The 26,874-nt window shown below is 45.4% G+C and carries 27 protein-coding genes; 21 read left to right on the plus strand and 6 right to left on the minus strand.

The features are described 5' to 3' along the window. Both J2Z65_RS21805 and J2Z65_RS21810 read left to right on the plus strand, forming a co-directional pair. The gene (locus tag J2Z65_RS21805) at positions 1–1,299 is read left to right on the plus strand and encodes an efflux RND transporter periplasmic adaptor subunit (protein ID WP_167058201.1); all 1,299 of its coding nucleotides are present in this window, start codon (positions 1–3) and stop codon (positions 1,297–1,299) included. Between the two features lie 36 nt (positions 1,300–1,335). Continuing rightward, the gene (locus tag J2Z65_RS21810) at positions 1,336–3,048 is read left to right on the plus strand and encodes a hypothetical protein (protein WP_167058204.1); all 1,713 of its coding nucleotides are present in this window, start codon (positions 1,336–1,338) and stop codon (positions 3,046–3,048) included. Positions 3,049–3,098: 50 nt separating this feature from the next. Here J2Z65_RS21810 and J2Z65_RS21815 read toward each other — a convergent pair whose 3' ends face one another. Continuing rightward, positions 3,099–4,004 carry an AraC family transcriptional regulator gene (locus tag J2Z65_RS21815; RefSeq protein ID WP_167058207.1) on the minus strand — a complete coding sequence of 302 codons (906 nt, stop codon included), beginning with the start codon at positions 4,002–4,004 and terminating at the stop codon, positions 3,099–3,101. 154 nt (positions 4,005–4,158) lie between these two features. Between J2Z65_RS21815 and J2Z65_RS21820 the strand changes: the two genes are divergently transcribed. The 3 genes from J2Z65_RS21820 (at position 4,159) to J2Z65_RS21830 (ending at position 7,541) form a co-directional block, all read left to right on the plus strand. After that, positions 4,159–5,001 (plus strand): sugar phosphate isomerase/epimerase family protein, encoded by an 843-nt coding sequence (locus J2Z65_RS21820; RefSeq protein ID WP_167058210.1) that lies wholly within the window; start codon positions 4,159–4,161, stop codon positions 4,999–5,001. 3 nt (positions 5,002–5,004) lie between these two features. Then, the gene (locus J2Z65_RS21825) at positions 5,005–6,024 is read left to right on the plus strand and encodes a Gfo/Idh/MocA family protein (protein WP_167058213.1); all 1,020 of its coding nucleotides are present in this window, start codon (positions 5,005–5,007) and stop codon (positions 6,022–6,024) included. A gap of 134 nt (positions 6,025–6,158) precedes the next feature. Further along, entirely contained in the window at positions 6,159–7,541 is a 1,383-nt protein-coding gene (locus J2Z65_RS21830; protein WP_167058216.1) for an MATE family efflux transporter, read from the plus strand. 165 nt (positions 7,542–7,706) lie between these two features. On the opposite strand, the gene J2Z65_RS21835 is transcribed toward J2Z65_RS21830, so the two are convergent. After that, positions 7,707–8,471: a MerR family transcriptional regulator gene (locus J2Z65_RS21835; protein ID WP_167058219.1), complete on the minus strand. Its 765-nt coding sequence runs from the start codon at positions 8,469–8,471 to the stop codon at positions 7,707–7,709. A 164-nt stretch (positions 8,472–8,635) separates the two neighbouring features. Here J2Z65_RS21835 and J2Z65_RS21840 point away from each other — a divergent pair, with 164 nt between their 5' ends. Further along, positions 8,636–9,262, plus strand: coding sequence for a LysE family transporter (locus J2Z65_RS21840; RefSeq protein WP_167058222.1), 627 nt, complete (start codon positions 8,636–8,638; stop codon positions 9,260–9,262). Positions 9,263–9,264: 2 nt separating this feature from the next. On the opposite strand, the gene J2Z65_RS21845 is transcribed toward J2Z65_RS21840, so the two are convergent. Together J2Z65_RS21845 and J2Z65_RS21850 are read right to left on the minus strand one after the other, a co-directional pair. Next, on the minus strand, positions 9,265–10,665 hold the full coding sequence (locus tag J2Z65_RS21845) for an amino acid permease (RefSeq protein ID WP_167058225.1): 1,401 nt from the start codon (positions 10,663–10,665) through the stop codon (positions 9,265–9,267). A 75-nt stretch (positions 10,666–10,740) separates the two neighbouring features. After that, positions 10,741–11,037 (minus strand): Rieske (2Fe-2S) protein, encoded by a 297-nt coding sequence (locus J2Z65_RS21850; protein WP_167058228.1) that lies wholly within the window; start codon positions 11,035–11,037, stop codon positions 10,741–10,743. Between the two features lie 96 nt (positions 11,038–11,133). Between J2Z65_RS21850 and J2Z65_RS21855 the strand changes: the two genes are divergently transcribed. Further along, positions 11,134–12,225 (plus strand): threonine aldolase family protein, encoded by a 1,092-nt coding sequence (locus tag J2Z65_RS21855; RefSeq protein ID WP_167058231.1) that lies wholly within the window; start codon positions 11,134–11,136, stop codon positions 12,223–12,225. A 69-nt stretch (positions 12,226–12,294) separates the two neighbouring features. Here the strand turns inward: J2Z65_RS21855 and J2Z65_RS21860 are convergent, their stop codons facing one another. Further along, a complete protein-coding gene (locus J2Z65_RS21860; protein ID WP_167058234.1) occupies positions 12,295–12,678 on the minus strand; it encodes a DoxX family protein in 384 nt (127 codons plus the stop codon). 138 nt (positions 12,679–12,816) lie between these two features. On the opposite strand from J2Z65_RS21860, the gene J2Z65_RS21865 reads away from it, so the two are divergent. From J2Z65_RS21865 to J2Z65_RS21875, 3 genes are all read left to right on the plus strand, one after another. After that, positions 12,817–13,722, plus strand: a complete 906-nt coding sequence (locus J2Z65_RS21865; protein WP_167058237.1) for an ATP-dependent DNA ligase — start codon at positions 12,817–12,819, stop codon at positions 13,720–13,722. Between the two features lie 105 nt (positions 13,723–13,827). Further along, positions 13,828–14,517, plus strand: coding sequence for a metal-dependent hydrolase (locus J2Z65_RS21870; RefSeq protein ID WP_167058240.1), 690 nt, complete (start codon positions 13,828–13,830; stop codon positions 14,515–14,517). 31 nt (positions 14,518–14,548) lie between these two features. Next, entirely contained in the window at positions 14,549–14,851 is a 303-nt protein-coding gene (locus J2Z65_RS21875; protein WP_167058243.1) for a Dabb family protein, read from the plus strand. A 108-nt stretch (positions 14,852–14,959) separates the two neighbouring features. Here the strand turns inward: J2Z65_RS21875 and J2Z65_RS21880 are convergent, their stop codons facing one another. Next, positions 14,960–15,364, minus strand: a complete 405-nt coding sequence (locus J2Z65_RS21880; protein WP_167058246.1) for a helix-turn-helix domain-containing protein — start codon at positions 15,362–15,364, stop codon at positions 14,960–14,962. A 217-nt stretch (positions 15,365–15,581) separates the two neighbouring features. Between J2Z65_RS21880 and J2Z65_RS21885 the strand changes: the two genes are divergently transcribed. The 11 genes from J2Z65_RS21885 (at position 15,582) to J2Z65_RS21935 (ending at position 26,862) form a co-directional block, all read left to right on the plus strand. Continuing rightward, positions 15,582–15,794, plus strand: a complete 213-nt coding sequence (locus J2Z65_RS21885) for a helix-turn-helix transcriptional regulator (protein WP_167058250.1) — start codon at positions 15,582–15,584, stop codon at positions 15,792–15,794. A gap of 152 nt (positions 15,795–15,946) precedes the next feature. After that, positions 15,947–17,731, plus strand: coding sequence for a sensor histidine kinase (locus J2Z65_RS21890; protein WP_167058253.1), 1,785 nt, complete (start codon positions 15,947–15,949; stop codon positions 17,729–17,731). Further along, positions 17,703–19,304 (plus strand): response regulator, encoded by a 1,602-nt coding sequence (locus J2Z65_RS21895; RefSeq protein ID WP_167058256.1) that lies wholly within the window; start codon positions 17,703–17,705, stop codon positions 19,302–19,304. The genes J2Z65_RS21890 and J2Z65_RS21895 overlap by 29 nt, the downstream gene beginning before the upstream one ends. Before the next feature lie 212 nt (positions 19,305–19,516). Beyond that, positions 19,517–20,410, plus strand: a complete 894-nt coding sequence (locus J2Z65_RS21900) for a carbohydrate ABC transporter permease (RefSeq protein WP_167058259.1) — start codon at positions 19,517–19,519, stop codon at positions 20,408–20,410. Positions 20,411–20,423: 13 nt separating this feature from the next. Continuing rightward, positions 20,424–21,254 (plus strand): carbohydrate ABC transporter permease, encoded by an 831-nt coding sequence (locus tag J2Z65_RS21905; RefSeq protein WP_167058262.1) that lies wholly within the window; start codon positions 20,424–20,426, stop codon positions 21,252–21,254. Positions 21,255–21,365: 111 nt separating this feature from the next. Further along, a complete protein-coding gene (locus J2Z65_RS21910) occupies positions 21,366–22,694 on the plus strand; it encodes an ABC transporter substrate-binding protein (protein ID WP_167058265.1) in 1,329 nt (442 codons plus the stop codon). An 89-nt stretch (positions 22,695–22,783) separates the two neighbouring features. Beyond that, positions 22,784–23,701 carry a dihydrodipicolinate synthase family protein gene (locus J2Z65_RS21915; protein ID WP_167058268.1) on the plus strand — a complete coding sequence of 306 codons (918 nt, stop codon included), beginning with the start codon at positions 22,784–22,786 and terminating at the stop codon, positions 23,699–23,701. Between the two features lie 37 nt (positions 23,702–23,738). After that, complete coding sequence (locus tag J2Z65_RS21920; RefSeq protein WP_167058620.1) at positions 23,739–24,434, plus strand: N-acetylmannosamine-6-phosphate 2-epimerase; 696 nt, start codon at positions 23,739–23,741, stop codon at positions 24,432–24,434. Beyond that, positions 24,431–25,411, plus strand: coding sequence for an ROK family protein (locus J2Z65_RS21925; protein WP_167058270.1), 981 nt, complete (start codon positions 24,431–24,433; stop codon positions 25,409–25,411). The genes J2Z65_RS21920 and J2Z65_RS21925 overlap by 4 nt, the downstream gene beginning before the upstream one ends. Beyond that, positions 25,408–25,893 carry a YhcH/YjgK/YiaL family protein gene (locus tag J2Z65_RS21930; RefSeq protein ID WP_167058273.1) on the plus strand — a complete coding sequence of 162 codons (486 nt, stop codon included), beginning with the start codon at positions 25,408–25,410 and terminating at the stop codon, positions 25,891–25,893. The genes J2Z65_RS21925 and J2Z65_RS21930 overlap by 4 nt, the downstream gene beginning before the upstream one ends. A 6-nt stretch (positions 25,894–25,899) precedes the next feature. Then, complete coding sequence (locus tag J2Z65_RS21935; RefSeq protein ID WP_167058276.1) at positions 25,900–26,862, plus strand: acetylxylan esterase; 963 nt, start codon at positions 25,900–25,902, stop codon at positions 26,860–26,862. Positions 26,863–26,874 lie beyond the last annotated feature (12 nt).

Here is a 26,874-nt window from a genome sequence, read left to right on the forward strand (position 1 = left end):
ATGATTAACGATAGTTCGCGAAAACGTAAATTCAAATATCGCTCGATGGGCGTAATTGCGCTATTGACCGCAGCTGCGGTCTTAGCGTCCGCATGTTCAGCGCCAGGATCCAAGGGGGCTGCGACGGTTCAACTAACGCCTAAAGCGATTAAAACAGAGGTTGTTAAAAAACAAAAAATTAGCAATCCCATTGAGCAGGTTGCTGATGTCGCGGCAGGAACGACACTTGATGTAGTAACCAAAGCAAACGGTGAAGTGCTTGAAGTGTTGAAAAAACGCGGAGAGTACGTAGAGAAAGGCGAAGTCCTTTTCGTAATCGATGATAAAGACGCAGTGTCCGCGAAACGTAAAAGTGAGCTGGCTCTAAAAAGCGCTCAAGAATCATTACAGCAAGCACGTGATAACAAAGTAAACAACCGCAAGGATTTGGCTGACAATGTCACTAGATCGCAGACAGCGCTGACTAACGCGCAGCAGGATTACAACAAAATCCGCAACGATTATGATGCGGGTACCGCTGTTCAGCATCAAGTGGATCAATCGAAGCAAGCTTTAGATAACGCTCAAATGAGTTTGGAGGCTGCACAGAGCAAATTGGCGGCATTTGATAATTCGGATTCGATCTCTGCGGCTCAAACGCAGGCTGAATCTGCGAGCTTATCGTTAGAGGATGCGACTCGATCCTTAGACAATTATCAAGTTAAAGCGCCAGGCAGCGGGGTTCTTACCGATTTCAACGTAGTCGTTGGGCAAACGGTCGCTGCCGCGGCTGGGAAAGTCGGTCAAGTCCAGCAAATCGATCCAATTAAAATTAAGACTGAGCTTACAGAATCGAACTACCAACTTGTGAAAGGCAAGCAGGAGCTCGTTTACTATAATCCGGATTCACCTGATAAAAAAGGAACAGCTAAGATTAGCTACTTAGCACCGATCATGAGCGCAGCAACGAAAACGTACACGCTGGAATTAGAAGTTCCGAATGCCGATCACCAACTTCAGCCTGGTAACCGATTCATGGTGCAGCTCACAACCGAAACCGAAGAGCAAGTTGTAGCAATTCCAACGTTAAGTGTAATTCGTGAAGAATCGGATACCTTCGTTTTTGTGGAGCAAAATGGTCAATATATGAAGCGCAAAGTGAAGCTTGGTCGTATCAGTGGGGAGAATCAAGAAGTGCTTGAGGGCGTAAAAGATGGCGAGAACTTAGTCATTACCGGACAAAACACTTTGAAGGACGGGCAAAAAGTAGAGAGCGCCAGCGCTTCTCCAGCACCAACTACGACACCAGCAGCGAAATAAGCATCAGCGAAACTATACAATGAGGAGAGTATGTACATGAAAAAAAGACCATGGAAATCCAGTCTGACCGCGATTATGCTGGGCGCAATGATCGTGCAAGGAGGCACTGCCGTGTGGGCAGCCGATTCCGCGCCAGCACCTGTTGCTACTCCTACCGTTAATTATGGACTAACAAGTGACATTCGCGCAGCAGTTAAAAGTGTAGCTGTGACGCCAACCGCGTCCGGCTCACAGCTTGCCGTCACAGTGCGCTTGTACAATGGAGGCGTCACTCAGAACCGAGTGCCTGAACACGAGCTTCGTGTTCAAACTTCGACAGGTGTTTCTTATACATTGAAACCAAGCGGGAGCAACAAAGAAGCATTGCAGCCTAAAGAAATCGGCGAACTTGTTTACATGACTGCCGTCGATACGAAGGAGATCGGCACAATCGATCAACTTTCGTTCGTTAATGTCGATGTTTATTCGTATCCGAAGCTTGAAACGACTTTACTGGCTATGCCGACTAAATCCGTATGGTACGGGGGGACCGGCAGCGCGGCGCTACAGAATCTCGACAATTTGGCATGGGGACAATCGTTCTCCATTCCTGGCGTGAACTCCGGACTAACCTACTCGGCGGTTGAGGCTTCTATGCAAAACACGACGACAGGCCGCGTAGCGGTGGTTACGGTCCTTGCCAGCAATCCGGGCGCAGGCCGCGAAACGGTTCCTTCCTTCCGAATGGATGCCCAATCAGAAACCAAGAACTATGAAGGGAAACGTTCTGAAGCGGAACCTGTAACGTTGGAAGCTGGTGAGAAAAAATATATTCATTTTGCAATCCCGGTTGAAAATGGCGTGACATTGTCTAACCTGGTGGTTTTATCAACGGACACCTTTGTTCCAAAGGGTGGAACCGAAGCTGCAACATTAGCTACAGGTAAGCTGGCTATTGCATGGCCGAAAGAACAAGGATCTTCAACAGCAGTTCCTTATACGATCGGTCAACCGATCGCGTTTGATGCTTTGACCAAAGTAGTCGATAAATCAACACAAGTATCCTTGATGGAACTTCATCTGCATGAGAATCCAGGCGAAGGTTTCAAAACAGCAGTAGCGAAGTTCAAACTAACAAATACGAGCACAACACCAATAGCGTTACCTGCCTTCATGTCGGAGTTGGTGAGTACGCAAGGTTTAACGTACCAAGGATCTCGCCAAGCTAATGTGACAGAAATGATGAACCCGGGACTTAGCTACGTCGTAAGCTACTCCTACATTGTTCCGCAATCGGAAACGGGAACTAGCTTTTCCTTGAAGCTGCTTGATGCTGTTGCTGCTGCGCCGTACACAACGACAATTGCAGCACTGCAAACGGATCTGCAGCAAGAAGAGACGGATTCAACGATTTCCTTGTATCCATTCGATCTGAAATTTAATGATGTGACGGTTAACTCGGTAACGACGCCTCAATTGACGTATTCTTACAAGGTTCGTCTGGATCTTGACATCAAACAAAATGAGAATGTCGTTGTAGACAATAACTTCTCCAAATTGAGATTCGAGATCGTCGATAGTGCAGGACGTGTCATTGGCTCTAAAGATGCGGCTTTCACTGGTGACAATAAACTGATTAGCGGCGTACAAACGTTGGATGCTTCGAACATTACAACCGATCAATTTAGCTATCCATTCACAGTGAATGTGTATGAAACAATTGAAACGGCAAGTGGTACAGCAAAACGTTTATTGAAAGTTATTAAATAAAGTGGATATCAAAAAAGCACCCGTCCTGGGTGCTTTTTTGCTGTATATGATTAAACACGCGCCTTAACCGATTTCGCATAATCCGAGGGAGACATGCCAACCGTTTTCTTAAAGTCTCTGGAGAAATAGTGGATACTGGCATATCCGAGCATCGCGGCAATTTCCGTGAAATTGTACCGGCCTTCTCTGATATAGGTTTTGGCTTGTTCGATTTTCAGAGATTTGAACGCTTCTAAGACACCGGTTTGCATTTGTGACTGGAAAAGCTCCTTTAATCGGCTTTTTCCTAAGTGAAATGTCTGGCATAACTGATCCTGGGTAAAAGATTGAGAGAGATTTTCTTTTAAATAAGCGATAATTTGCTGAACGATGCGTTGTTCAGCTTTTTCTTTTTGCAGAGATGACTGCTTAATCTTGATGGCTGCATCTAGGGTTGAAGAGGCTATCCTCTGATTACGAATCAACGTGATAAGCAGGGCTTCCAAGTACGATTTGATCATCTGCTCGCTGGCAAATGGCGCCTCTGGATTCCGCTCAAGAATATGAACGGAAGGTCTGTCAAAAGGAGGGAGAAATGCCTGAAACCCTTCCTGAATGATCAAGGATAGCATATTTCTTTCCCGATCTCCTAAAGGCAGAATTTTATTTTCAAAAGAAGACATCGCTTCTGACGCGCATTCGAAGGAAATGACAATAAGATTAGGCGGTTTATGTTCGTGCTTCACGCTTACGGTATGGAACTCTTCGGGTTTATGAAAAATCATATGTCCTTGCTGAAGCGTATGGATCTGATCGTCGGCCCGAACCTCCACCTCTCCTTTGTCGACATAAAGAATTTCCCAAAAGTCATGCTGTTCGCCGTCAAATACATATCCCTTCGCATACTCGAAATAGTGGAAGGAAATGAGGTTTTGAATGGTTATTGATTGTTGAAGTTGTATGCGTGGGAACTCCATGCTGTCCGTCCTTTCTCAGGGCATTGTCGGTGATAGGACCCAGACTTATTTTAACATATTCGTTTTTGTAAAAGTGCAAATAAATCGGCTTTTTGGATAAATCTAATCCGGCTCGCCTCTTTTATAATAAAGGCAAGAGACGGAGGAGATAACGATGAAAAAAGGGATCAATATTTGGTCATTTCCAGGCTCCATGAAGGTGGAGCAATGTATAGCATTAGCGAAGGATGCAGGATTCGACGGCATTGAGTTGGCTTTGAACGAAACAGGAGAGCTCAGCCTGGAAAGCAATGAAAGCGAAATCAAACAGTACCGCAAGATTGCGGATGACCAAGGCATTGAACTAACGAGCTTAGCCAGTGGTTTGTATTGGACATACTCCTTAACAAGCGGGAATGCCGCTACACGCCAAAAAGCGAAAGACATCGTCAAAAAGCAGCTGGAAAGCGCAGCGATTTTGGGCGTAGATACAATTCTCGTTGTACCTGGTGCAGTTGGCGTAGATTTCATACCGGACTCCGAAGTAGTTCCTTATGATCAAGCGTACGATTACGCTTTGGACGGTATTCGTGAGCTTTCAGAGGTTGCACAATCCTTGAAGGTGTCGATTGGCATCGAGAATGTTTGGAACAAATTTTTGTTATCGCCGCTTGAGTTGAGAGACTTTATCGATAAAATCAATTCTCCGTATGTCGGATCTTACTTCGACGTTGGGAATGTCTTATTCTCCGGTTACCCGGAGCACTGGATTTCCATTTTAAACAGCCGCATCAAAAAAGTGCATTTCAAAGATTACCGCCGCGCAGCGGGTGGCTTACACGGCTTCGTGGATCTGCTTGCCGGTGATGTGAATTATCCGGAAGTTCTGAAAGCACTGCAAGCAATTGGGTACGAGGACTATGTCATCGCCGAAATGATTCCTGGCTACACGCATCACGGTCAGCAAATTATTTATAATACATCAGGTGCTATGGACGCAATTTTGGGGAGGAAATAAGCCATGTTGAAAATCGGATTAATTGGTTTAGGTTTTATGGGAAGAACGCACTTGGAAAATTATATTCGCCTTGAGGCGGAAGGCGTTCCTATCAAAGTTGTAGCTTTGTGCGATGTTGATATTGCGAAGCTGGAAGGACATGCATCTGGTGGTAACATTGATACGGGATCATCCGGCATCGACTTCAGCGTCTACAATAAATATACGAGTGTTGCCGACATGCTTGAAAAAGAAGAACTTGATTGTGTAGACATGACCTTGCCTACGTTTTTGCACAGAGATATTTCCATCCAATGCTTGAATCATGGCCTTCATGTTTTGTGTGAGAAGCCGATGGCGCTGAACGCAGATGAGTGTAAAGATATGATTGAAGCTGCCGAAAAGAACGGCAAACAGCTGATGATCGGTCAATGCCTGCGTTTCTGGCCAGCCTATGAGTACTTGAAGCAAGCCGTTGCGAACGAAACGTATGGCAAAGTGCTAGCCGGGTATTTCTACCGCGGCGGCGGTACGCCGACTTGGGGACCATGGCTGTTACAGAATGCCAAAAGCGGCGGAGCTCTCCTTGACATGCACGTTCATGACATCGATATGATTAACTGGTTGTTCGGTAAACCGGAATCCGTATCCAGCTTGGCTCGAAATGTTGTTCCAGGCAGCGGGTATGACCTTGTTTCCACGAACTATTTGTATGAAGACGGCAAGGTCATTAACGCGCAAGCGGATTGGACGCTGCAAGGTGATTACGGCTTTGATATGCAATTCCGTGTTAACTTTGAAAAAGCGAACATTGTTTTCACCGCAGACGGCTTAAAAGTGAATGTGAACGATGGCCCTGGCTTCAGTCCAGAGATATCTGCAGAAATGGGCTACTACCAGGAGCTAAAATATTTCGTTGAAACGTTAATTTCCGGACAAAGCGTTGCTACAGCCACACCTTTCAGTACGATGGACAGCATTGTGATTGCAGAAGCTGAAATCGAGTCTGCAGACAATCGTGGGGCATGGGTTCGTGTAAAATAGGTTGTTAATCATAGAAACCTTGGACATCCTCGAAAGAGAGATTTCCAAGGTTTTTTATTGGATGATAGTAGCATTTGACTGAAATCGCTTACGTATCCTAAACTAAAGGCATTTGAAATTGAGGAGCACACACAATGATAGACACTCAATCAACAGCAACTTGGAAAAAACTCAGTCTATTCGCCGTTACATGGCCGATCTTCATTGATTCCGTTCTACGGATGATGCTCGGTACCGCGGACGTGTTCATGCTCAGTCGGATCTCAGATGAAGTAACCGGAGCGGTCGGATTAGCGAATGAAATCATCGTCTTCTGCATCCTGATGTTTGGCTTCGTCGGAATCGGAACGAGTGTAGCGGTCGCCCAAAATTTAGGTGCAGGCAGAGCGAAGGAAGCCAGCCGTATTTCTGCACTGGCCATTACCATTAACCTGATATTTGGTATCGCGGTCAGTGTTGTACTAGTGCTATTCGGGGAATCGATCATGCAGCTGATGAACTTGGCGCCGGATCAGATTGCTATTGCTAAGAAATACTTAAACCTGATCAGCGCTTTTATCTGGATCGAAGCTTTGTCATATGCCGTATCTTCGGTGCTTCGTTCGAATGGTCAAACCAGAGATGTGATGTACGTGACACTCGGCGTGAACCTGGTTCATGTAGCCGGCAACAGCCTGCTCATTTTTGGAAACCTCGGCTTTCCGGAATGGGGAGTAACGGGGGCTGCTGTCTCCACTGTCATAAGCCGTCTGCTTGGACTTATCGTGCTTTTTGTCATCTTATATCGCCGGATTCCGTTTCCGATTCGCTTCAAAGATTACCTTACATTTGATAAACGGATCGTGAAGCAAATTTTGAGCATCGGGCTCCCTTCGGCTGGCGAGCATCTGTCTTGGCAGTCTCAGTATTTAATGATCGTGAGCTTCGTTAATATCATCGGTCAAATTGCATTAAGTACCCATGTGTATGTCATGAATGTTACGAATTACTTTATGGCGCTGGGCATGGCGATCGGCATGGGCACGGAAATCATCGTCGGTCATATGGTTGGTGCCGGTGAATTTAAGGCCGCCTACCATAAGTTAATTCGGAGTCTGCGGATTACCTTCTTACTGACCTTTGTGGTTGTAGGCATTGCTTCCATCTTCCGCAAGGAACTGCTAGGGTTGTTTACGGATAATCCGGAAATTATCGCTATGGGTTCGGGGATTTTGTTGTTAAGCGTCATATTGGAACCTGGACGTACCTTCAATCTTGTGGTTATTAATTCTCTCCGCGCTGCGGGTGATGCGAGATTTCCCGTTGCCATGGGGGTTCTATCTATGTGGGGCGTTGCGGTGCCGTTAGCGTACTGGCTCGGCATTCATATGGAGATGGGACTGCTAGGCGTGTGGATTGCTTTCGCTGTTGACGAGTGGTTGCGTGGTTTGATTATGTATCTGCGGTGGAGAAGCCGCGTATGGGAAAGTAAATCGCTGGTCAAACCAATCGGCGGAGGCGTCGTAGCCAAGTCATAACCAAAAGCACAGAGCCCGAGGGCTCTGTGCTTTTGTGGGTTGGAGGTAGACATACACACGGCTGCTGGTGGCTGGTGTAATACTATTCTATTCAGCTTTCTGTTAAATAACTGGATGTTTGAAGGATAGAGTAGAAAAAATGCTAGTGTCCCGATCACTGGGCTATTATTTCATATAACCGGTATAAATGTGTATGGCATCTCTCAGAAATTGTGCAGTTCCTGGTTGTTTGGCGTCATAGTAAGCTGTAAACCGTTCGTCATCCACATACATTTGGGCTAGACCGGCATGAGCTTCCTTGCTATATTCGCTCCAATAGTAGGAAAGCCATTGTTTATGCAAATCTGCTGCTCTTTGCGCGGCTTCGCTGGCAGGGTCACCCGTTTTGTATGCTTCTGCTAGAGAAGCGGTCACTTCATTCGCTAGACGCGTAACCTCGTCATGCTCTTCTGGCGTCATGTTTTTCACTTTTTGATTGGATGTATGAACGGCATCATCGCCATATTTCTCGCGGATTTCTTTCCCGTATTTGTTCTCGTTATCATCAATAAGCTGTTGTTTGAAGCCTTCAAATTTCTCTTTATTTGACATGGATAGTCTCCCTTCGGTTAAAGCAATCGTTTTTTCAACATTGGCAATCAGCGCATCAAGCTGAGCTCTTTTGTCAAGGAGCTGCTCACGGTGTTCTTTCAATGCTTTGGCTCCGTTAAAGGTGGGGGCGTTTATCAATTCTTTGATGCGATCCAGATTGACACCTAATTCTCTGAAAAATAGAATCTGCTGAAGTCTATCAACCTCCGCCTGACCATAGATTCGGTATCCTGAGGAATTGATTCTTGCCGGCTTAAGAAGCTCAATTTCATCATAATAACGAAGCGTTCTGGTGCTTACGCCAGCCAACTTTCCGAGGCTTTGTACGGTGTATTCCATCTGTTCACCTCCTGACAACTTAACTGTACAGCTTTACGCAGCGTCAATGTCAAACACTTTTTTTACAGCTTCAGATATGCTCAAAGTTATACAAGCCTTGTTCGAGGAATAGGATAATACGAGCCTAGGAGCTTGTATGTCTAACCAACGAATGGGTGAATGACATGTATGTGATGTTAAGTTTTTTACTGCTGGGATTATCACTTTCCGCACCAATCGGTCCCATTAATGCAGCTATGTTGGATAAAGGCATAAAGCGCGGCTTTATGCATGCTTGGATGGTAGGCGTTGGAGGAATGATTGCTGACGTTATTTTGATTACCCTCATTTATTTCGGTCTTGTACATTTTTTAACAACACCTTTTATGAAGACGTTTCTATGGTTATTCGGTTGTTTTATTTTACTCTATTCAGGAATCGAGAGCGTAATTGGCGCCGGTAAAATGAAAGATCCAGCGTATAGGTCGGAAGAGACGCTAACCAGATCTTTCTTCACAGGCTTAATGATGGCGCTCAGTTCTCCCTTATCCATCCTTTTTTGGTTAGGCATCTATGGGTCGGTGTTAGCGGAGACAGTTGCTAAATATGATAGAAACCATGTGTTATTGTACACGGGGATCATGTTCGTAGGGATCATACTTTGGGATCTCATTATGGCTTCATTAGCCAGTATATTTCGCAATTATGTTACGCCTCGCGGGCTCTCACTGATCTCAATCATCTCAGGACTTTCCCTGATCGGTTTTGGGCTGCATTTTGGATTAAAAGCTTTTCAGGCACTGTTTGCTTAACGTTATGTAGCGCCTTCGCGATTGTTGCGTTTAGGTTTGGACCTATTGTCAGCACTGTAAGAGGCTATGGTTCCGTGCGCATTCTTCTTCCATTTGAAACTCAGTCCAAACGTCACAAGGCCAATAATTGCGAGAAATAAGAGGCTGATCCAGAATCCCGGCCTGCTTGTAGAATGGAAGACGGTGCCCGTAATAGCAGTAAGGATGAGTAGCATGCCTGTATATCTTTTGGTCTTCCCCCATGCCGATAAGCGCAACAAACGTCCTGATGAAAGAAGGATGAACAGCCAATTCATTAGCAGCATAATGCCTGCAGCCGTTGTGATATAAGTGTATAGTTCTTCTGGTAGCAAAAGAGCCATAAGCACCGCTGCCGTTATCCCTCCGATTGTAAATCCAACGGCGGGTAACGGCATTTTGCGTTTTCCGGTTGTTCGTTTCGCGAATATCGCAGGAGCATTGTGACTCTCAGCTAACGCAACAAGAATCGTTGTGACAGCAAAAAGGGAGGCGACCATCGTCGAAAATCCGGCAATGATTAAGATCGCGTTAAATACATGGGGGACAAAAGGAAGCTTGTACGAGTTTAATGCAGTTTGAAAAGGGCTCTCTTTGCCTTGCAGTGCATGCGGGGGGACCAAGGCAAGAACAAGAGCTAAAGAGGCGATATAAATGATAGTTAGTAGTAAGATCATCATGTTTCCGGCTTTTGGGGCATCTTCGGGCCGTTTTAATCTGGCAGCCATTATGCCCATGATTTCAATACCGCCAAACGCATAAAAGGCATAGATGAAGGAAGACCATATCCCAAGCAGCCCTTTAGGCAAAAAGGCTTCGCTCGAGGTGGGGAACTTCGGTGGAAAAGTGCCTGAAATAAATCCAAAGACGGCTGTGCCTGCGATGATCACAAACATCACGATGGCAGATACTTTGATAATGGCAAAGACATGCTCAGCGCGTTCAAAAACATGCGTACCGAGCAGTATAACGCCAAGACCTAATAGGGCGTAGGCCGTCGCAAAAACCCACATCGGTATCCCAGGGAACCAGAAGCGGGTGAAAAAGGATAAAGCTGTTAATTGGCTCCCCATAATTAAAAGCTCAGAGCACCAATAGACCCAACCGCTGCTGAAACCAGCCCAGCGTCCAAATGCTTTGGCGGCATAGGCTTGAAACGAACCTTGCTCAGGATCGGTTCCTGTCATCCGGGCTAAGACGTCGAAGACAATATAAGTGCCAAAGGCAGCAAGTATAAACATGAAAATGACAGAAGCGCCGCCCATTTGAATCCCAATTCCGGAGCCAAGAAAGTAACCGGTACCAATCGTACAAGCGACTCCGAGCAGGCTCAACTGCCACCACTTCATCCCTCTGGACGTATTCCTTTTCATATTGCCGGACATTAAGCCTCCTACAGCCGTTTATTTGATAACAACAGCTGTTATTATAGCTTGACCACTGGTAAAATATACGTTGAGTCATGTCATCTGAACGAAGAGTTGGTTGTCCCGCAGTATGACGTTATAAGAGGCGAGTCTAGCGCTAGGAACGTTATGACAACGCCCGGTATGCACTTCAAAGGTCCAGCCATGCAAGGGGCATTCAAGCTCTCCATCGATCAGGTCCACCGTGTATCCCCCATGGGGGCAAATGCTTGAATATAAGTTGTATTGGTCATCGTCAATCTGCACCAAAAAATACAGGTCACGCTCAAGCTGAACCTCGACTGGAAAAGATGTAAATTGATCTTTGGAACCGATGAGGATTTCCTTCATGATTGAATCTCCTTTTACGAGTTGAGTTAGTTCGATTATAAGCCACAACTGATCTGAGACCAAGTGAGTCGTGACAATCAAAGGAGTACGATACAAATGAACAAAATCAATCCATTATTAGCAGCTTTTCAACAAACCGGCTTCCCGGTAGGCGGACATGGCAAAAGAAATATCCAAGTATTGATAGAAGCTTTACAAGAAGTCGATGGAAATTTGGAAAGTGACATTTATGGAACAGGGAAATTAATAGAGGATTTTCAAGCGGAAATGGCGGCTTATCTTGGCAAAGAATCAGCGGTATTTTTCCCTAGTGGAACAATGGCTCAGCAAATTGCCCTAAGAATCTGGTGTGATAAGAAAGGTGTAAAGAAAGTCGCCTATCACCCGTTGAGTCATTTGGAAATCCATGAGGAAGACGGATTAAAAGAACTTCACCATATCGAGCCTATCTTACTTGGTGAAAAAGACCGATTAATCCGTTTGGAAGATGTGCTTCAAATGAAAGAAGAAATCGCCTGTTTATTGCTTGAATTACCGCAGCGGGAAATTGGCGGACAACTTCCTGATTACGCCGAGCTTGCAGAGATTTCTGCTTTTTGCCGCAGCCATGGCATCAAGTTGCATTTGGACGGGGCTAGACTGTATGAAGTGCTGCCCTATTATCAGAAGTCGGCGCGTGAAATTTGTGACTTGTTTGATAGTGTGTATATTTCGTTCTACAAAGGGATCGGCGGCATTGCAGGGGCCATTCTTGCGGGAGATGAGACATTTACGAAAGAGTCAAAAGTATGGAAAAGGCGCCACGGCGGCGATTTAATCAGTCTGTATCCGTACATCATTAGTGCCAGCTATTATTTCAAACAACGGCTGCACAAAATGGAGCAGTACTACGAGGAAGCGAAAGAGCTGGCTGCGATGTACAATCAAGTCCCTGGCGTTGAAACGAAACCGCTTGTACCTGAAACGAACATGTTCCATGTTCATATTGACAGGCCAAAAGAAAAACTGGAGTCTTTGCTAATTAAGCTGTATGAGACGACGGGAGTGGGCCTTACCCATTATGTTAAGGAAGTGCATGAGTCATCCTGTTGTTATGAAGTTTCGATTGGTGATCGGTATGCAAATGTTCCGAAGGATGAGCTTAGGAAAGCTTTTGAATGGATGGATAGAAATTTGAGAGAAAGCTAATTGAGGGATACAACGGCTCTGGCGCTAAAAGATGCGACCAGAGCTTTTGTCATGCATCGGTACTGTCTTTCAATTGGATTTAAGCTTCCGACTCGGCGGCCGAAGTGCCCAAGATGCCATGACTAATACGAAGTAAAGCAAAGGCTGTGCAATAACGCCGAGACTTTCGCCGGAGAAGGCGCTCGAAGCGGCTGCGCTGGTGAGGTCGATAAAAAAACCCGCATAGGCCCATTCCTTCAAGCGTGGAAAGCGAGGAATCACAGTTATGATTGCACCGCATAATTTCCCTATTCCTAGAAGTGTTGCGAAGTAAGCGGGGTACCCAAGATGCAGAATAGTCCCCATGACTTGATCGCTGTGAACAAGATGAAGGTAACCGCCGATGACGAAACTTGCTGGTCCCAGAATGGTCGTTACCCAATAAGCGATATTCTTCATTCTTTCTTTGGTCATAATCAGTTCTCCTATAATTTTCTAATAAGGTAATTATAAAACAAGGAACATATGTTTGCGATATGTGTATTTTGACATAAAGGAAGGGGGGTTAGACGGGAGAAAAAAATCCCAAACTGTTAACAGGAGGGGATGTTCATGTTATTTTCTGCGATAAAGCCAATGAACGTCAGCGTCGGTAAAGAGCCTTTTGACGATGATCAATTTATATTTGAGCCCAAATGGGACGGCTTCCGAATTCTTCTCCATAAGCAGGGAAGCCGTATTGAAGCCTACTCGCGAAGTGGACGGGCGGTAACCAGCAAATTCCCGGAGTTACAGGATGCCCTCACAGCGATTAAAGCGCATACTGCTATTTTGGATTGCGAGGGGATTGTGCTGCGCGGCGGCAGACCGGTATTTGATGATTTTTCGTATCGTGACCGGATCAGTCAGTCCGGCAAAATAAGCAGTGCCGTGCATACGCATCCGGCGACTTTTGTTGTTTTTGACCTTTTATATAGCGTCAGAGAACATCTTAAAGACCCATTAATGGAGCGGAAACAGCGCTTAATTGATATTGTCGATTCTACGCCGGTTCTGATGCCAACAATGTTCGTGGAAGGGCAGGGGAAGGCGCTTTTCGAGTTGATGAAAGAACGGAATATGGAAGGGATTGTGGCCAAGCGAAAGCGTTCCATCTATGTGCCCGGTGCGAGAAGCGAAGAGTGGCTTAAGGTGAAGTATGTGAAGTCAATCGACGTGGAAATATTGGGATATCGAATGGACCCTTTCGAACTCGTTATCGGTTTGAATTTCAGGACAGTGAAGCATAAACCGGTTGGTGTGGTGGAAGCGGGCATTACACCCTCGGACAAGGAATTATTTCTTACGTTGGCTGCGCCGCTGTGCACCGTAAAAGAGGGGAACACACAGTGGATTGAGCCGCGTATATGCTGCAGAATCGACTATCTTGACAGATCGGACATGCATCAGTTGGGGACGACGAAGTTTCGGGGGTTTCTTTTGGATAAGAGGCCTGAGGATTGTGTTTGGGTGGGGTGAGGAAAGATATGCGCAGCATTTCAACTTGGCAAATAAAGTATGATAAAATAGTTTTTGAACCAAAGGTTGATTATGAGTTCAGTACATATCAAAAGGAGCGATTACATGAATATTATTTTTCACGGACAAAGCTGTGTGGAGATTCGATTGCAGGAACATACGCTCATTATAGATCCTTTCTTAAACCATAATCCTCAGGCCGTCGTGAAACCAGAGGAAATCAAGGCGGATTACATCCTCGTTACGCATGGTCATGGCGATCACGTAGGGGATACTTTGGAGATAGCCGAGCGCAATGGGGCAACCGTTATTGCTCCTAATGACTTGGCCAGATTCCTTGGCTTTCAAGGGGCGAAGACTCATGGCATGGGGATCGGCGGGACCTATGAATTTCCTTTCGGTCAGTTAAAAATGACGCTGGCGTTGCACGATTCTTCCTATAATCCGCCCGGAACGACAGAAAATATTTATACGGGTATGGCCAGTGGCTTCTTAATTACGGTAGAGGGGAAAACCATCTATCATGCAGGGGATACAGGTCTATTCGGGGATATGCAATTGATCGGCAAACTTAGTGATATTGATCTTGCCTTCCTTCCGATAGGCGACAACTATACGATGGGTCCGCGAGATGCGGTGATCGCCGCCCAGTATTTAAAGGCCAAAACTGTTATTCCTATGCACTACAACACGTTCCCGGTCATTGAACAAAATCCGCATGCATTTGTGGAAAGTCTGGCTGCAGAAGGCATAAAAGGGCTTGTACTGGAGCCAGGCCAGAATTTAACCTTGTAAAAGAAAATAGGCAGGAGGGTTGGTCAGAACGATGTTTGAGCACTTGGTTTGTTTCAGATTTAAGGAAACATTAGCAGCGCAGAAGGAACAGGAATTGATTGAAACCTTATTGTCTTTTAAAGGAAAAATTCCCGGCATCGTTGAAATTTCCGCTGGGGTGAATGAGACCGAAGAAACAAACAATGTGCAGGGTTACACGCTGGGTTTGCGGGTGACCTTCCAAGATCGCGAGTCCTTGCAGCAATATGGTCCCCACCCTGTTCATCAGGAATTCGTCAAATCAATAGGCGGCATCATTGACAATGTGATCGTCATTGATTATCCGGTTCGATAACCAAAAAAAGAAGGAACATGGCCTTGCTGCCGGTTCCTTCTTTTTTAATAAATAAGAAAGTATAAGTTTTATACTTTTGCTTCGCATCTACCTTGACGACGAAGTCGTTTATCCTTGTGTCGCTTCCCGGTCATGCTGCTTTGCTTCTTGCCGCTGCTTCCAGAATAAGACGGTCAGCATTCGCTCAACCCATTCCTTGTCTTCATCGGTTAACAGATGACCATCGAACATAAGTTCATTCTCACGCAGAAATCGGCGCAAATTAACGGGATTGCTTTGAAACTTCTCCATGGACGGCGTTGATTCCAAATATCCCGCAAGATCCATAAGCTCAGAATACGATGTATTGAGTCCTTCGGAGAGCTTCATTAAAACTTCAGGCGACGGGATGCCTCGATTGCCGTTTTCTAATTGGGAGATATACGCCGCGGATACGCCCGAACGGTCAGCCAGCTCTCGAAGGGTGAATCCTTTTAATTTACGCAAATCTCTTAATTTATCATAGAAATACATCACTTTCACCCTCGCAGTTTAAAAAAGTAAACAGTAGTAAACATAATAATAATATCAGTATACAAAAGTAATTTCAATAACTGGAAAATGGATAGTTGTTGTTGAAATTTACGTTGCTTAAAGTAAACATTTTTGGTTACAAAAGTTAAATCTCATGCTATAATTGGAATTACGGGAACAGAATGAGAACATTTGTAATCAGGGGGACAAGATGGATATGAGGATAAGAGCAAAGACCGATGCGTTCATGAAGGCAAGAATTATTAAAGGCTTTTCGCAAAGAGAGTTAGCTAAACATTCAGGTTTAAGCCACTCCTATATCAGCTTACTGGAAAGATCGCATAAATCAGTAGGACCTGCGACAGCCAAGAAATTGTGCGATTTACTGGGAAAGGATTTCGAGGACGTGTTTCGGATTGAGTCGCTCTGATTGCTTATCCTAAATTGTGCCATTGTGCTTAGTGTGGTAGACTTCACCTAAAAGTTGCTCTTCGTTTTCTTTCTCAAATTGGAGAATTAGGGAAGAAGGCATGTAAATTTTAAGCAGAGTGGGGTCGCGCCATGCAATGGGTGAGAAAATCAATGCAACGCTGGAATTCTATTCACAACCAGATTCTTTTTTTCATTCTGTTGTTTCTCATTATTCCCCTATTTATAAGCGCCTTTTGGATCGATAAGCCTTTAGAGCGCGTGATTGAGAATAAAATCGGCAATGCTACATCAGAAGCTTTGTACCAAATCGATTTCAATATTGAGTTATTGCTGCAGGATATGCTGAAATCTGCGGTAGACATCTCAACGAACCCCAATATTACCTCCTTGCTGAAACAGCCCAATTCCGTTACCTATTACGAAAAGCTGAGGCTTGCAGATAACGCAATGAATAAGCTTTATTCTTCTTATTTTTCGGAAAGCTATGTTACTTTGCTCGATATGCACGGAAATTGGTTAAGCAACAAAATTGTCCAACAAGATTTATATGACGAGTATATTCAATCGGATTGGTATAAAGAGATGTTAAAAGAACCATTTGGCATTAGCTGGATGGCGAATGACAGCAGGAATTATATTTATTATGACAGGAGCCAGCTCGTTACTCTGATTAAAACCATTACAGATGTGCAAACCAATCAAAATATCGGGATCGAGCTCTTTAGTGTAAGCGAAAGCGATTTTCGCAAGTACATGTCGAAATTGGACGGTAATGTCATGATCATGGACCAACATGGGAAAATTATTTCCAGTTCCATGAAAGAGGGCATGGATCCAATCGAGGTTTTACCAGAAGATGTCTCCAAAATATGGGACTCCTCCAAAGGGCAGTTGATTGTGGAAAAGAATCATCAGAAATGGATTGCCAGCTTTGACACGATCGGCTTAACCGGCTGGAAATTAATACAGTTTATTCCTTACGATACGGTGTTTAAAGAAATATTTGATTTACGCAGAACGAATATGATCACGGTCGGGATCATTGTCATTGTGTTTATGCTGCTCGCTTTCAGCATATCTTACCGAGTATCCAAGCCGGTCAAGCTTTTAAATAAACGAATGAAAGAAATAGAGAAAAACGACTTTAACAGCTCACTGGCGCTTTCGGGTCCCAATGAAATTGCTACGCTGATTGATACCTATAACCATATGGCCAGACAAATCCGGGACCTGCTTCAAAGGTTGAAGGATGAATATTTTCAGAAAGAAGAAATGCGTTTTCGAGCGCTTCAGGCGCAAATTAACCCGCATTTTATTTTGAATACGTTGAACAACATCAAATGGATGGCTTACATCCGCAATGACCGGGAGGTCGGGGAGATGCTGTCCAGCCTGGGAAGTATGATGGAAGCGAGTATTGGAAGAGGAGAAACGTTGATTTCGCTTAAAGAGGAAATGGATTATGTTCAGCATTACATTACCCTAATGAAATTGAGATACAACGATAAATTGAGTGTCGAGTTTCATATTCCCGAGCCGTTAATGAAGCAGGAAGCCATCAAATTTATGCTCCAGCCCATTATAGAGAATAGTATTCACCATGGAATAGAGCCGATGGAAGGGAGAGGTGTTATTACAATTAAGGCTGTGGCTGACCAAGATCAAATGATATTAACCGTCACAGACAATGGTACGGGGATCCATCCGGACAAAATCGATGAAATCAATCAGTGCTTATTGCAAGGACATGGACATGCCGCATCGCAAAGTATCGGTATTATGAATGTGCATGAGCGCATCCGGCTTCAATACGGTGAAGGGTACGGTTTGCATATTCAAAGTAAGGCGAACGAGACGACGGTCGAGTTCAAATTGCCGCTTAAAACGATCGAGGAAGGGAACGCTTATGCATCTGAAAGTACTGCTCGTAGATGACGAATTTTTGGTTCGATTAGGTATAAAATCATTGATTGACTGGGAGCAGCATCAGCTGACCTATGTCGGGGATGCACAGGATGGTTTGGAAGCGTTGGAGATTATCGAGAAGACGAGGCCTGATATCATGCTGACCGACATCGTCATGCCTAGAATGAACGGTATCGAGCTGATTGAGAAAGTAAAGAGCGAATATCCGGATACGCATATCATTGTGCTCAGTTCCCATAATGATTATGAATATGTGCGGAAAGCGATGAAATTGGGCGTAGAGGACTATATCCTGAAAGCTTCTTTAAAGCCTGAAGAACTTTTGCAAATGTTGCTCGACGTTTCGAAGAAAATTTCATCAAGCCGGGAGGTTCGGCAGCGCCAAATCGATACAAAGCCCGCGGTGGAAATGAATGAAAATGGAGGTTCGCGGCAGCTGAAGCAGTGGATTTTTCAGCCGAATGCCATGGCAGAAGATGAGCATGTTGCGGAAAAAGATAGAGTATTCTTTCTGAATGGGTATGTTTTTGTTCTGATAACCATTCATCGCGATCAGCATCGAACGGATAGTTCGGACAAGCAGAAATTAGTGAATCTTATTTCCTTACAGCTGGACAAGAGCACAGAGGGCATATTTCAAGATGTGAATGAGGAAGAAATCGTCCTGCTTTTTCCCAAAAAGAAGGAGGGAGTCCATCCCATTGACGAAGGGGTTAGATTCGGCAAGGAGATCATTGAGGCCGCAAGACGATTTATTAATTTATCTCTTAGCATAGGGATCAGTGAAGGGTCTCAAGGTATACAGAGTCTGCCTGACGTGTACTCGAGGGCAAAACGCGCGCTCCAAAATTATTTTTATGAAGGAAAAGAAAGGGTTTATCTATATGCCGATCATTTGGAGAACATTCCGGCAGGGAATGTGATTACGCAAGAGGATGAGACGGTATTGAAAGTCGAATTGGACCGGATGAACGCGATGGGGATTAAGCAAGTGCTGGACAGAATATTTGAACGGATGGAAATGTGGAAAGGTCCTGTCGAGAAGTGCATCCAATTGTGTTTGCAGTTGCTGCATACGATTCAGAACGGCCTAAAACCTTACCAAGAAGACATGTTCAAAGAACTTGAGCAGGAAGAGCCCTTATATAAACAAGTCCTGAAGTTTGATGAATTAAGTAAGGCGAAGCAATGGTTCGAACAACTCATTGATGACTGCTGCGGTCAAGGGAAAGCACTTGGGGGAGGAAACTTCCGGGAAGATATTCAACAATTAATTCTTTACATGAAAACCAATTATACAGAGGACATCTCTTTGAGGCATGCCGCCGAAAGAGTCAGAATGAGTGAAAATTATTTAAGTTATTTGTTTAAGAAAGAAACGCAGGTCGGTTTTTCGGAATATCTCAATCAAATTCGTGTAGGAAAAGCTGCCGAATTATTGCTTGAATCCAAGCTGCCTGTCTATGCGATTGCAGAAAAGGTAGGCTATGAGAACTTCAATTATTTTGGCCGAATCTTTAAGAAAACGATGGGTGTAAGCCCTCAACAATACCGTGTAAAGTTCAAATCCTCCTTATCCTAAGGAGGATTTGTTGTTGTTCGTTTGCTTATTCGTAATAAAGTGAACAATGATCGTGGAAAAGTGAACAGCCGAAAAAACTTCTTATTTTTATGAACAAAACCGATAGATACGTTCCTGTTTTATAAAGTTTCAGTAAACTATAATAATTTCTGTAAGCGCTATACAAAAAGAAAAACAACTAGAATAACAGATTATGATTTGGAGGGGTGAAGATGACGACCAGAGTTGCTAAGGCGTCGCGGTCTATTCGAGGTGAATTTTGGGGGCTCTTTTTTATTGCTCCATTTGCAATTTTGTTTCTTATTTTTGAGATTTACCCGATTGTAAACGCCTTCTATCTTAGTTTTTTTGACTACGGACTAGGGAAGAAGGAATGGATTGGGCTTGGGAACTATGCGGAATTGATGTCAGATCGCGTCTTTTTACGCTCCATCGCCAACACATTCGGTTTTGTTTTCGGTACGGTGCCACTGACATTTATTTTTGCCATATTTGCTGCCGTTCTCATTTATGGCAAACATAAGCATATAGCCTCTTTTTTCAGAGGTGCGTTTTACTTGCCAATCATCACTTCTCAAGTCATTCTTTCCTTGATTTGGGCTTGGATCTACAGCCCCGTGAACGGGATTGCCAACTATGCCTTATCCTTGTTCGGCGCAAAGCCCGTCATGTGGCTCTCTGATGAGCGCGTTGCCTTGTTAGCGCTGATTCTAGTCGTTGTGACCTTTAACGTGGGACAACCTATTATTTTACTATTAGCCGCTTTGGGTAACATATCTCCTGAGTACTATGAGGCCGCGGATATCGATGGGGCTTCAGCGCCAAGAAAGTTCTGGCATATTACGCTGCCGCTCTTGAAACCGACTTCGTTGTATATTCTGGTCATGTCAACGATATGGGCTTTTCAAACCTTTGTCGTTGTACAAATGCTAACGGGCGGCGGACCCAACTACGCCACTTCCACGATTATGTTTTTGTTATATGAAACCGCATTCGTGTATGGAAAGCTTGGCGCAGCCTCTGCAATGGGCATCATTATTACTGTCTTGATTTCGATTGTTGCCGTTGTTCAATTTAAGCTCATGAAGTCAGATATTCAATACTAAGGGAGGAGTACTCATGGCTAAATCATCTTACTTGATCATGAAGGTATTGGGGAATATCCTTCTGTATGTGTCTGCCGCATTGTTTATCTTTCCGCTGTATTGGATGGTTACCGGCGCTTTTAAGAACCAGTCTTCAAGTGTGAAAATCCCCCCTGACTGGATTCCTACAAAAATAACAATGGCGAACTTCTACAATCTGATCAATGACGGTTCCATATTTTATTGGCTATATAATAGCGGTTTCGTTTCCGTTGTTGCCACAGTTGGCGTTGTCCTCATTGCATCGATGGCTGGTTATGCGCTAACCAAACGGAAGTTCAAAGGCTCCGAATTTTTCTTTAGTGCCGTCTTAATTGCAATGTTCATTCCCAGACAAATTACACTTGTCCCTTTATTTACGATGATGCGGGACCTTGGTCTTGTGAACAATTTGGCAAGCGCCATTTTGCCTGTGTTGACCATTCCGTTTGCGGTGTTCATGATGAAGCAATTCAGCGAATCCGTGCCGACCGAACTGCTGGAAGCCGGAAGAATCGATGGCTGCTCTGAAATCGGATTGTTTTTCAAACTGTTCTTTCCGATCATTAAACCTGCAATTGGTGCGCTTGCGATCTTTACATTTACGTATGCCTGGAACGATTACCTCTGGCAGCTGATTATGCTCAGCGATAAGACCAAAATGACGATAAATGTGGGTATCTCAACACTCGTATCGGAATATGTGGCCAATTATGGGCTGCAAATGGCTGCCGCTTCCCTTGGTTTTATACCGGTATTCTTAATTTTCATCAGTTTTCAGAAATATTTCGTTAAAGGCATCACACTTGGCGGTGTAAAGGGCTAAATTCCAATTTGCCCCTTTGATACTACTTTAGGAGGTGAGCCTTCGCCCAATCGAGTAAGATGATTGTTTTACGGTTTCCGATTTGATGAATTAAAAATTGGAGGGGTTTACATGAAAAAGCTTGCCATTACTTTGTTGACTTCCGCGTTAGTAGTAACAGCTGCCGCGGGATGCGCCAAAACAGACGAGAAAAAAAATGCGGGCAATGCGCCGGCAGCGACAACGGCTTCGAAAGAGAAAGTAGAGCTTACTTGGTGGGTTGATGCACGCGGTGATGTGAAGCAAGTCTATGATGATATCAAAGCAGGATTTGAAAAAGCGAATCCAAATGTGAAAATTAACATGGTTGTAACACCGGACGACAAAATCAATGAACGAATCAGCGTCGCCGCCAATACGAACGAAGTGCCTGACATTCAACAAGGTTCATTCTTCTGGCCATTGTCTTATGCCAAAAAAGGATTGCTGGTTCCGCTTGACGATATTATCGACAAACAAGATTTCGAAGAAAAAACATTGAAATCCGTTTCGGTTGACAACAAGGTCTATATTTATCCAAACAGCACGGTAGCAATCGGTCTATTAGTTAATAAAGATTTATTCAAAGCAAAAGGTGCGCTAGATCTGCTCCCTCAAAACATGCAGCCGTGGTCTTCCGAACAGTTTTTAAAAGCGGCAAAGGCAGTGACGGATCCGTCGAAGCAAACTTACGGTTACGGACTTTATGCAGGGGATTCCGGCGGTGACCAAGGAACTCATTCTATTCTATGGGGTTTTGGCGCAAAAACGTGGAATGAAGACGATACCAAGGCAACTCTCAACTCTCCGGAAGGCGTTAAGGGGCTTGAATTCTTGACCAAGCTGACGGATGAGGGCGTGGTTCCGCCAGGCGCTGCCGGCCTAAAAGCGACTGCGGTATTCAACGATATGTTCGTTCAAGGCAAGCTTGGAATGGCGTTTGGTAATATCGGGAATTTACCGACGTTGAACAAGGCGTTCGCTGAAGGAAATGCCAAGAAATTCGATGTCGATATCGTTCCTTTCCCTTCGGTGGACGGAAAATCTTCAAACACGGTATTGTTCGGTTATGGAACTTGGATGTGGAATACGAAGAATGAAGTGAAAATGAAATGGGCAAAAGAGTTTGTGAAATTTGCGAACAACCCGGAAAACATGGGCAAGATGACCCAGGCTGAATCTGTCATTGTAGCGCGCAAATCGCTTGCGAAAAGTTATGAGGCAGGCACAATGAAAAGCAAAACCATCGAGTTGTTCAAATACGCTGGAGACATCGGTGTGTCCGTTCCAGGATATCCGCAAACTCGCGCTGCTTTCTACCCTGAGGTCCAGGCCGCATTGACGAAGGCCAAAACGGCTCAGCAAGCATTGGACGACTGGGTGAAGAAGTCAAACGATATTATTGCAGCTTCGTCTAAATAGATCTTTCAATAAGTGAAAATACGTTTCCGGGGTTCGTATCACCGGAAACGTATTTCATTCAAGACAAAATCAAAGGAGAATGAACAAACATGAAAACTTATGACTTAGATCGATTCAAAGGTATAACAGTTGCTATGTATTCTTGCTATGACGAGAAAGGCGAAGTCAGCAAAGAGGCGGCTAAAAAATTAGCTCGTCACTACGCCAATATTGGTGTAAATGGTTTATACGTGGGAGGTAGTTCCGGGGAAGGGATGCTTCAAAACGTCGAGGAACGGAAGCAAACGCTTGAGGCGGTTATGGAGGAAGTTGGCCAAGAAATGACGATCATCGCGCATGTTGGTGCACCTTCCACCCGAGATAGCGTCGAGCTATCCAAACATGCTGAGCAAGTAGGCGCTCATGCGATATCGGCCGTACCGTCGATTTATTACCGTTTGTCACCGCAAAGCGTTGAACATCACTGGCAACAGATGATTGACAGCACCTCGCTGCCGTTCATTATTTATCATATTCCCCAAACGACAGGGTTTCAATTGTCGAAAGCTTTACTTACGAAAATGGCAGCACAAGACAAAGTCATCGGTGTGAAAATATCTGCCGAAAGCACATTTGAATTGCAGCAGTTTAAAGCGGCCGGAGGAGATGATTTCCTTGTCTTTAACGGTCCGGACGAGCAGTATTTGGCAGGCCGCAGCATTGGCGCGGATGGCGGTATCGGCGGCACATATGGCGTTATGCCAGAGTTATTTATGAAAATTGAAAAGTGCTATGTCGAGGGTAAAGCGGAAGAAGCCCGCAAATGGCAGTTTATTGTGAATGATCTGATTGCGGAATTGCTATCCTTCCCGTCCTTGTATGGTGCTTGTAAAGAGATTCTGAAGCTGCGCGGATTGAACACCGGCGAAGCTAGATTGCCGTTCTTGCCGGTTCCAGAGGCAGAAATGGGCCGTTTAGAAAGAATTAACGAGAAAATCATGACATATATAAATCAAGCTCAAGTCTAATTCATTTTTGGGAGAGGAAGGATTACACATGAGTGGAATGAGCAGCATTTTTCCGAAAAAGGGTTTAATTGTTTCATGTCAGGCACTTGCTGATGAACCTTTGCACAGCGGCGATACGATGACGAAAATGGCAAGAGCCGCGGTTCAATCCGGAGCGATTGGCATTCGCACGAATGGTGTATTTGATATTCTGTGCATTAAACAAGAAGTTGATGTGCCTGTGATCGGACTCATCAAGAGAGATATACCGGGATCGGATATTTTTATTACACCGACCCTTACAGAGGTAAAAGCCATCATATCGGCTGGGGCGGATATTGTCGCATTGGATGTCACGGACCGCGAAGGACGGCTGGAGGCTGTGAAGCCGCTGATTGCTTATGCCCACGAGCATGGAGTTGCTGTTATGGCCGATGTCTCCACGCTGGAGGAAGGGTTGGCCGCGGAGAAACTGGGCGTAGATTTAATCGGTACGACTTTGTCGGGTTATACGCCTTACAGCCGGCAGCAAGATGAGCCTGATTTCGAGTTGTTGTCTCAATTGTGTGCGTCCGTTCAGGTTCCCGTCGTTGCGGAAGGTCGCATATGGACGCCGGAGGATGCGGCTAAGGCGATGAAAGCCGGGGTTCCATACGTAGTCGTCGGAAGTGCGATTACCCGTCCGCAGCTGATTACTTCCCGATATGTGAATGCCCTGCGCAATGTCATTGACTCCGGGGAAGTGAAACGATGAAATCCGGATGGTATGACGCTCAATCCGCTTATGCGATTGGTGTGGACATCGGCGGTACCAAAATCAATGCGGGCATCGTTAGTGAGTCGGGAGAAGTCCTTCATTCGATAAGCCTCAGCACCTTAGCTGGACAAACGCATACGGGCAATCGGGCAATGGAAGCCGTTCAAAGTTTGCTGAAGAAAGTGGTGCTGGAGCAGCCGGATTTTCGGGTACGGGGCATCGGTGTCGGAAGCGCGGGGCAGATTGAATGGACGAGCGGTCAAATTCGATTTTCCTCCGACCTTATACCGGGTTACCAAGGTACGCAGCTTAAGAGGTTAATGGAGGAAAGATTTCATCTGCCCGTGCACGTCGATAACGATGTGAATGTACTCGCTCTCACGGAAAAACGGTTTGGAGCGGGAAAGGGAATCGATCATTTTATATGCCTTGCTCTCGGAACCGGGGTAGGGGGAGCCATCGTAGTTGAAGGTCGCCTAGTGCATGGTGCATGGGGCGGAGCAGGTGAGATTGGCCATATGTCCGTTAATTTTCAAGGTCCCTTATGCATCTGCGGAGGGAAAGGCTGTCTGGAGCAATACGCATCTGGGACCAGTATCGCCAGAAGGATGAGAGAGAAGCTGGTCTCAGAAGGGCTTCCTGCGGAGGATGTGGATACGCGCGAAGTTTTTGCCCGGTGGCATGCTGGCGAACCGCTGGCTAGTACGATCATGGAAGAGACGATAGCCGCTCTAGGCACAGGTATCGCATCGTTGATTCACACATTTAATCCGGGGCTGATTGTCATCGGCGGCGGCGTTGCAGAAGCGGGTGAGCTCCTGTTTGACCGGCTGCGTCAAGAAGTTCGCAGTCGAACGATGGCTTCTATGTTGGATGCCGTTCGCATCGAGCCGGCTTATAAAGGCAATTGGAGCGGCATGATCGGCGCGGCTTTGCAAATCTGGGAATACGCAGATAAAGGGGTGCAGCTGTGATTATAGGAAATAAGGAAAATTGGAGCAAGGAACGCCAGTTTGTCCATCCGGTGCTAAGGACAATCATGGATGAGGTACAAAACGTGGACTTCTCTAAGATGGATAATGGCAAGTATACGTTACAAGGCGATGATATTTACTATACGGTCATGGAGCTGAATGCAAGGGACATGCAAGAAACCCGGGCAGAGAAGCATGGCGCGTATATCGATATTCACTATTTGTTAGACGGTAAAGAAACGATCGGTTGGGCGGGAGAATCCTCTAATCTTACCGTGGTTGAAAGCAGCATAGAGAATGATTATAGCTTGTACGATTCCGCTGCCGGGGAACAGTTCCTAGAGCTTACTCCAGGCATGTACGCTGTCTTCTATCCGCATGATGTTCATAGGCCCGGCCTGAGGGGAAAAGACGACCCGGCTCCTTCCCGCATACGGAAAGCTGTCGTGAAAGTTAACAAAGACCTTTTCATAGGAGGATAGTCCAGGATGCCGGTCATTGATTTGTCGTTGGAGCAGTTGAAAACCTATGAAGGGTGTAATCCGAGGCCGATCGATTTTGACGCCTATTGGGATCAAGCACTTCAGGAGATGCAGGCAGTTGATCCCAGTGTGGAACTGATTCCGGCTGAGTTCCAAGTGCCTTCTGCAGAATGCTTTCATTTGTATTTTACAGGAGTAAACGGAGCGCGCATTCACGCCAAATATGTGCGGCCCAAAGCTACTGTAGGACAGCATCCGGCTGTCCTGCAGTTTCATGGCTATTCCGGCTGTAGCGGGGATTGGTCGGAGATGTTGGCGTACACAGCGCTTGGCTGTTCAACCGCATGGCTTGACGTTCGCGGCCAAGGGGGGTTATCCGAAGATAGAGGCGGTGTCGTCGGCAATACGCTGCGAGGTCATATCATCCGCGGATTGCAGGATCATGACCCGCACAAGCTGTTCTTCCGTCATGTGTTTTTGGATACGGCCCAACTAGCCTCCATCGTCATGAACTTTCCGGAAGTGGATGCGAACCGGGTTGGTGCAACAGGTTGGTCGCAAGGAGGCGCGCTTGCGATAGCCTGTGCGGCGCTTGAGCCGAGAGTTCGCAAAGTGGCCTCGGTTTATCCCTTCTTGAGCGATTATAAGAGAGTATGGGAAATGGACTTAGCGAAGGATGCGTATTGGGAGCTTCAGAATTTCTTCCGTTATTTCGATCCCCAGCATCTTCGAGAGGAAGAGTGGTTTACCAAATTGGGTTATATCGATATTCAAAATTTAGCACCGCGGATTCAAGCAGACGCATTGATCGGTGTCGGTCTGATGGATACCGTTTGTCCGCCGTCTTCGCAATTTGCTGCAATCAATAAAATGAAAACATCGGTCAAGCTTGAAATTTATCCGGATTTCGGTCATGAACCGATTCCCGGCATGAAGGATCAGATCCTGCAATTTATGGCCCGTTTGTAGAACATGGCAGAG

The organism is Paenibacillus aceris, assembly GCF_017874035.1.
Lineage (GTDB): Bacteria > Bacillota > Bacilli > Paenibacillales > NBRC-103111 > Paenibacillus_E > Paenibacillus_E aceris.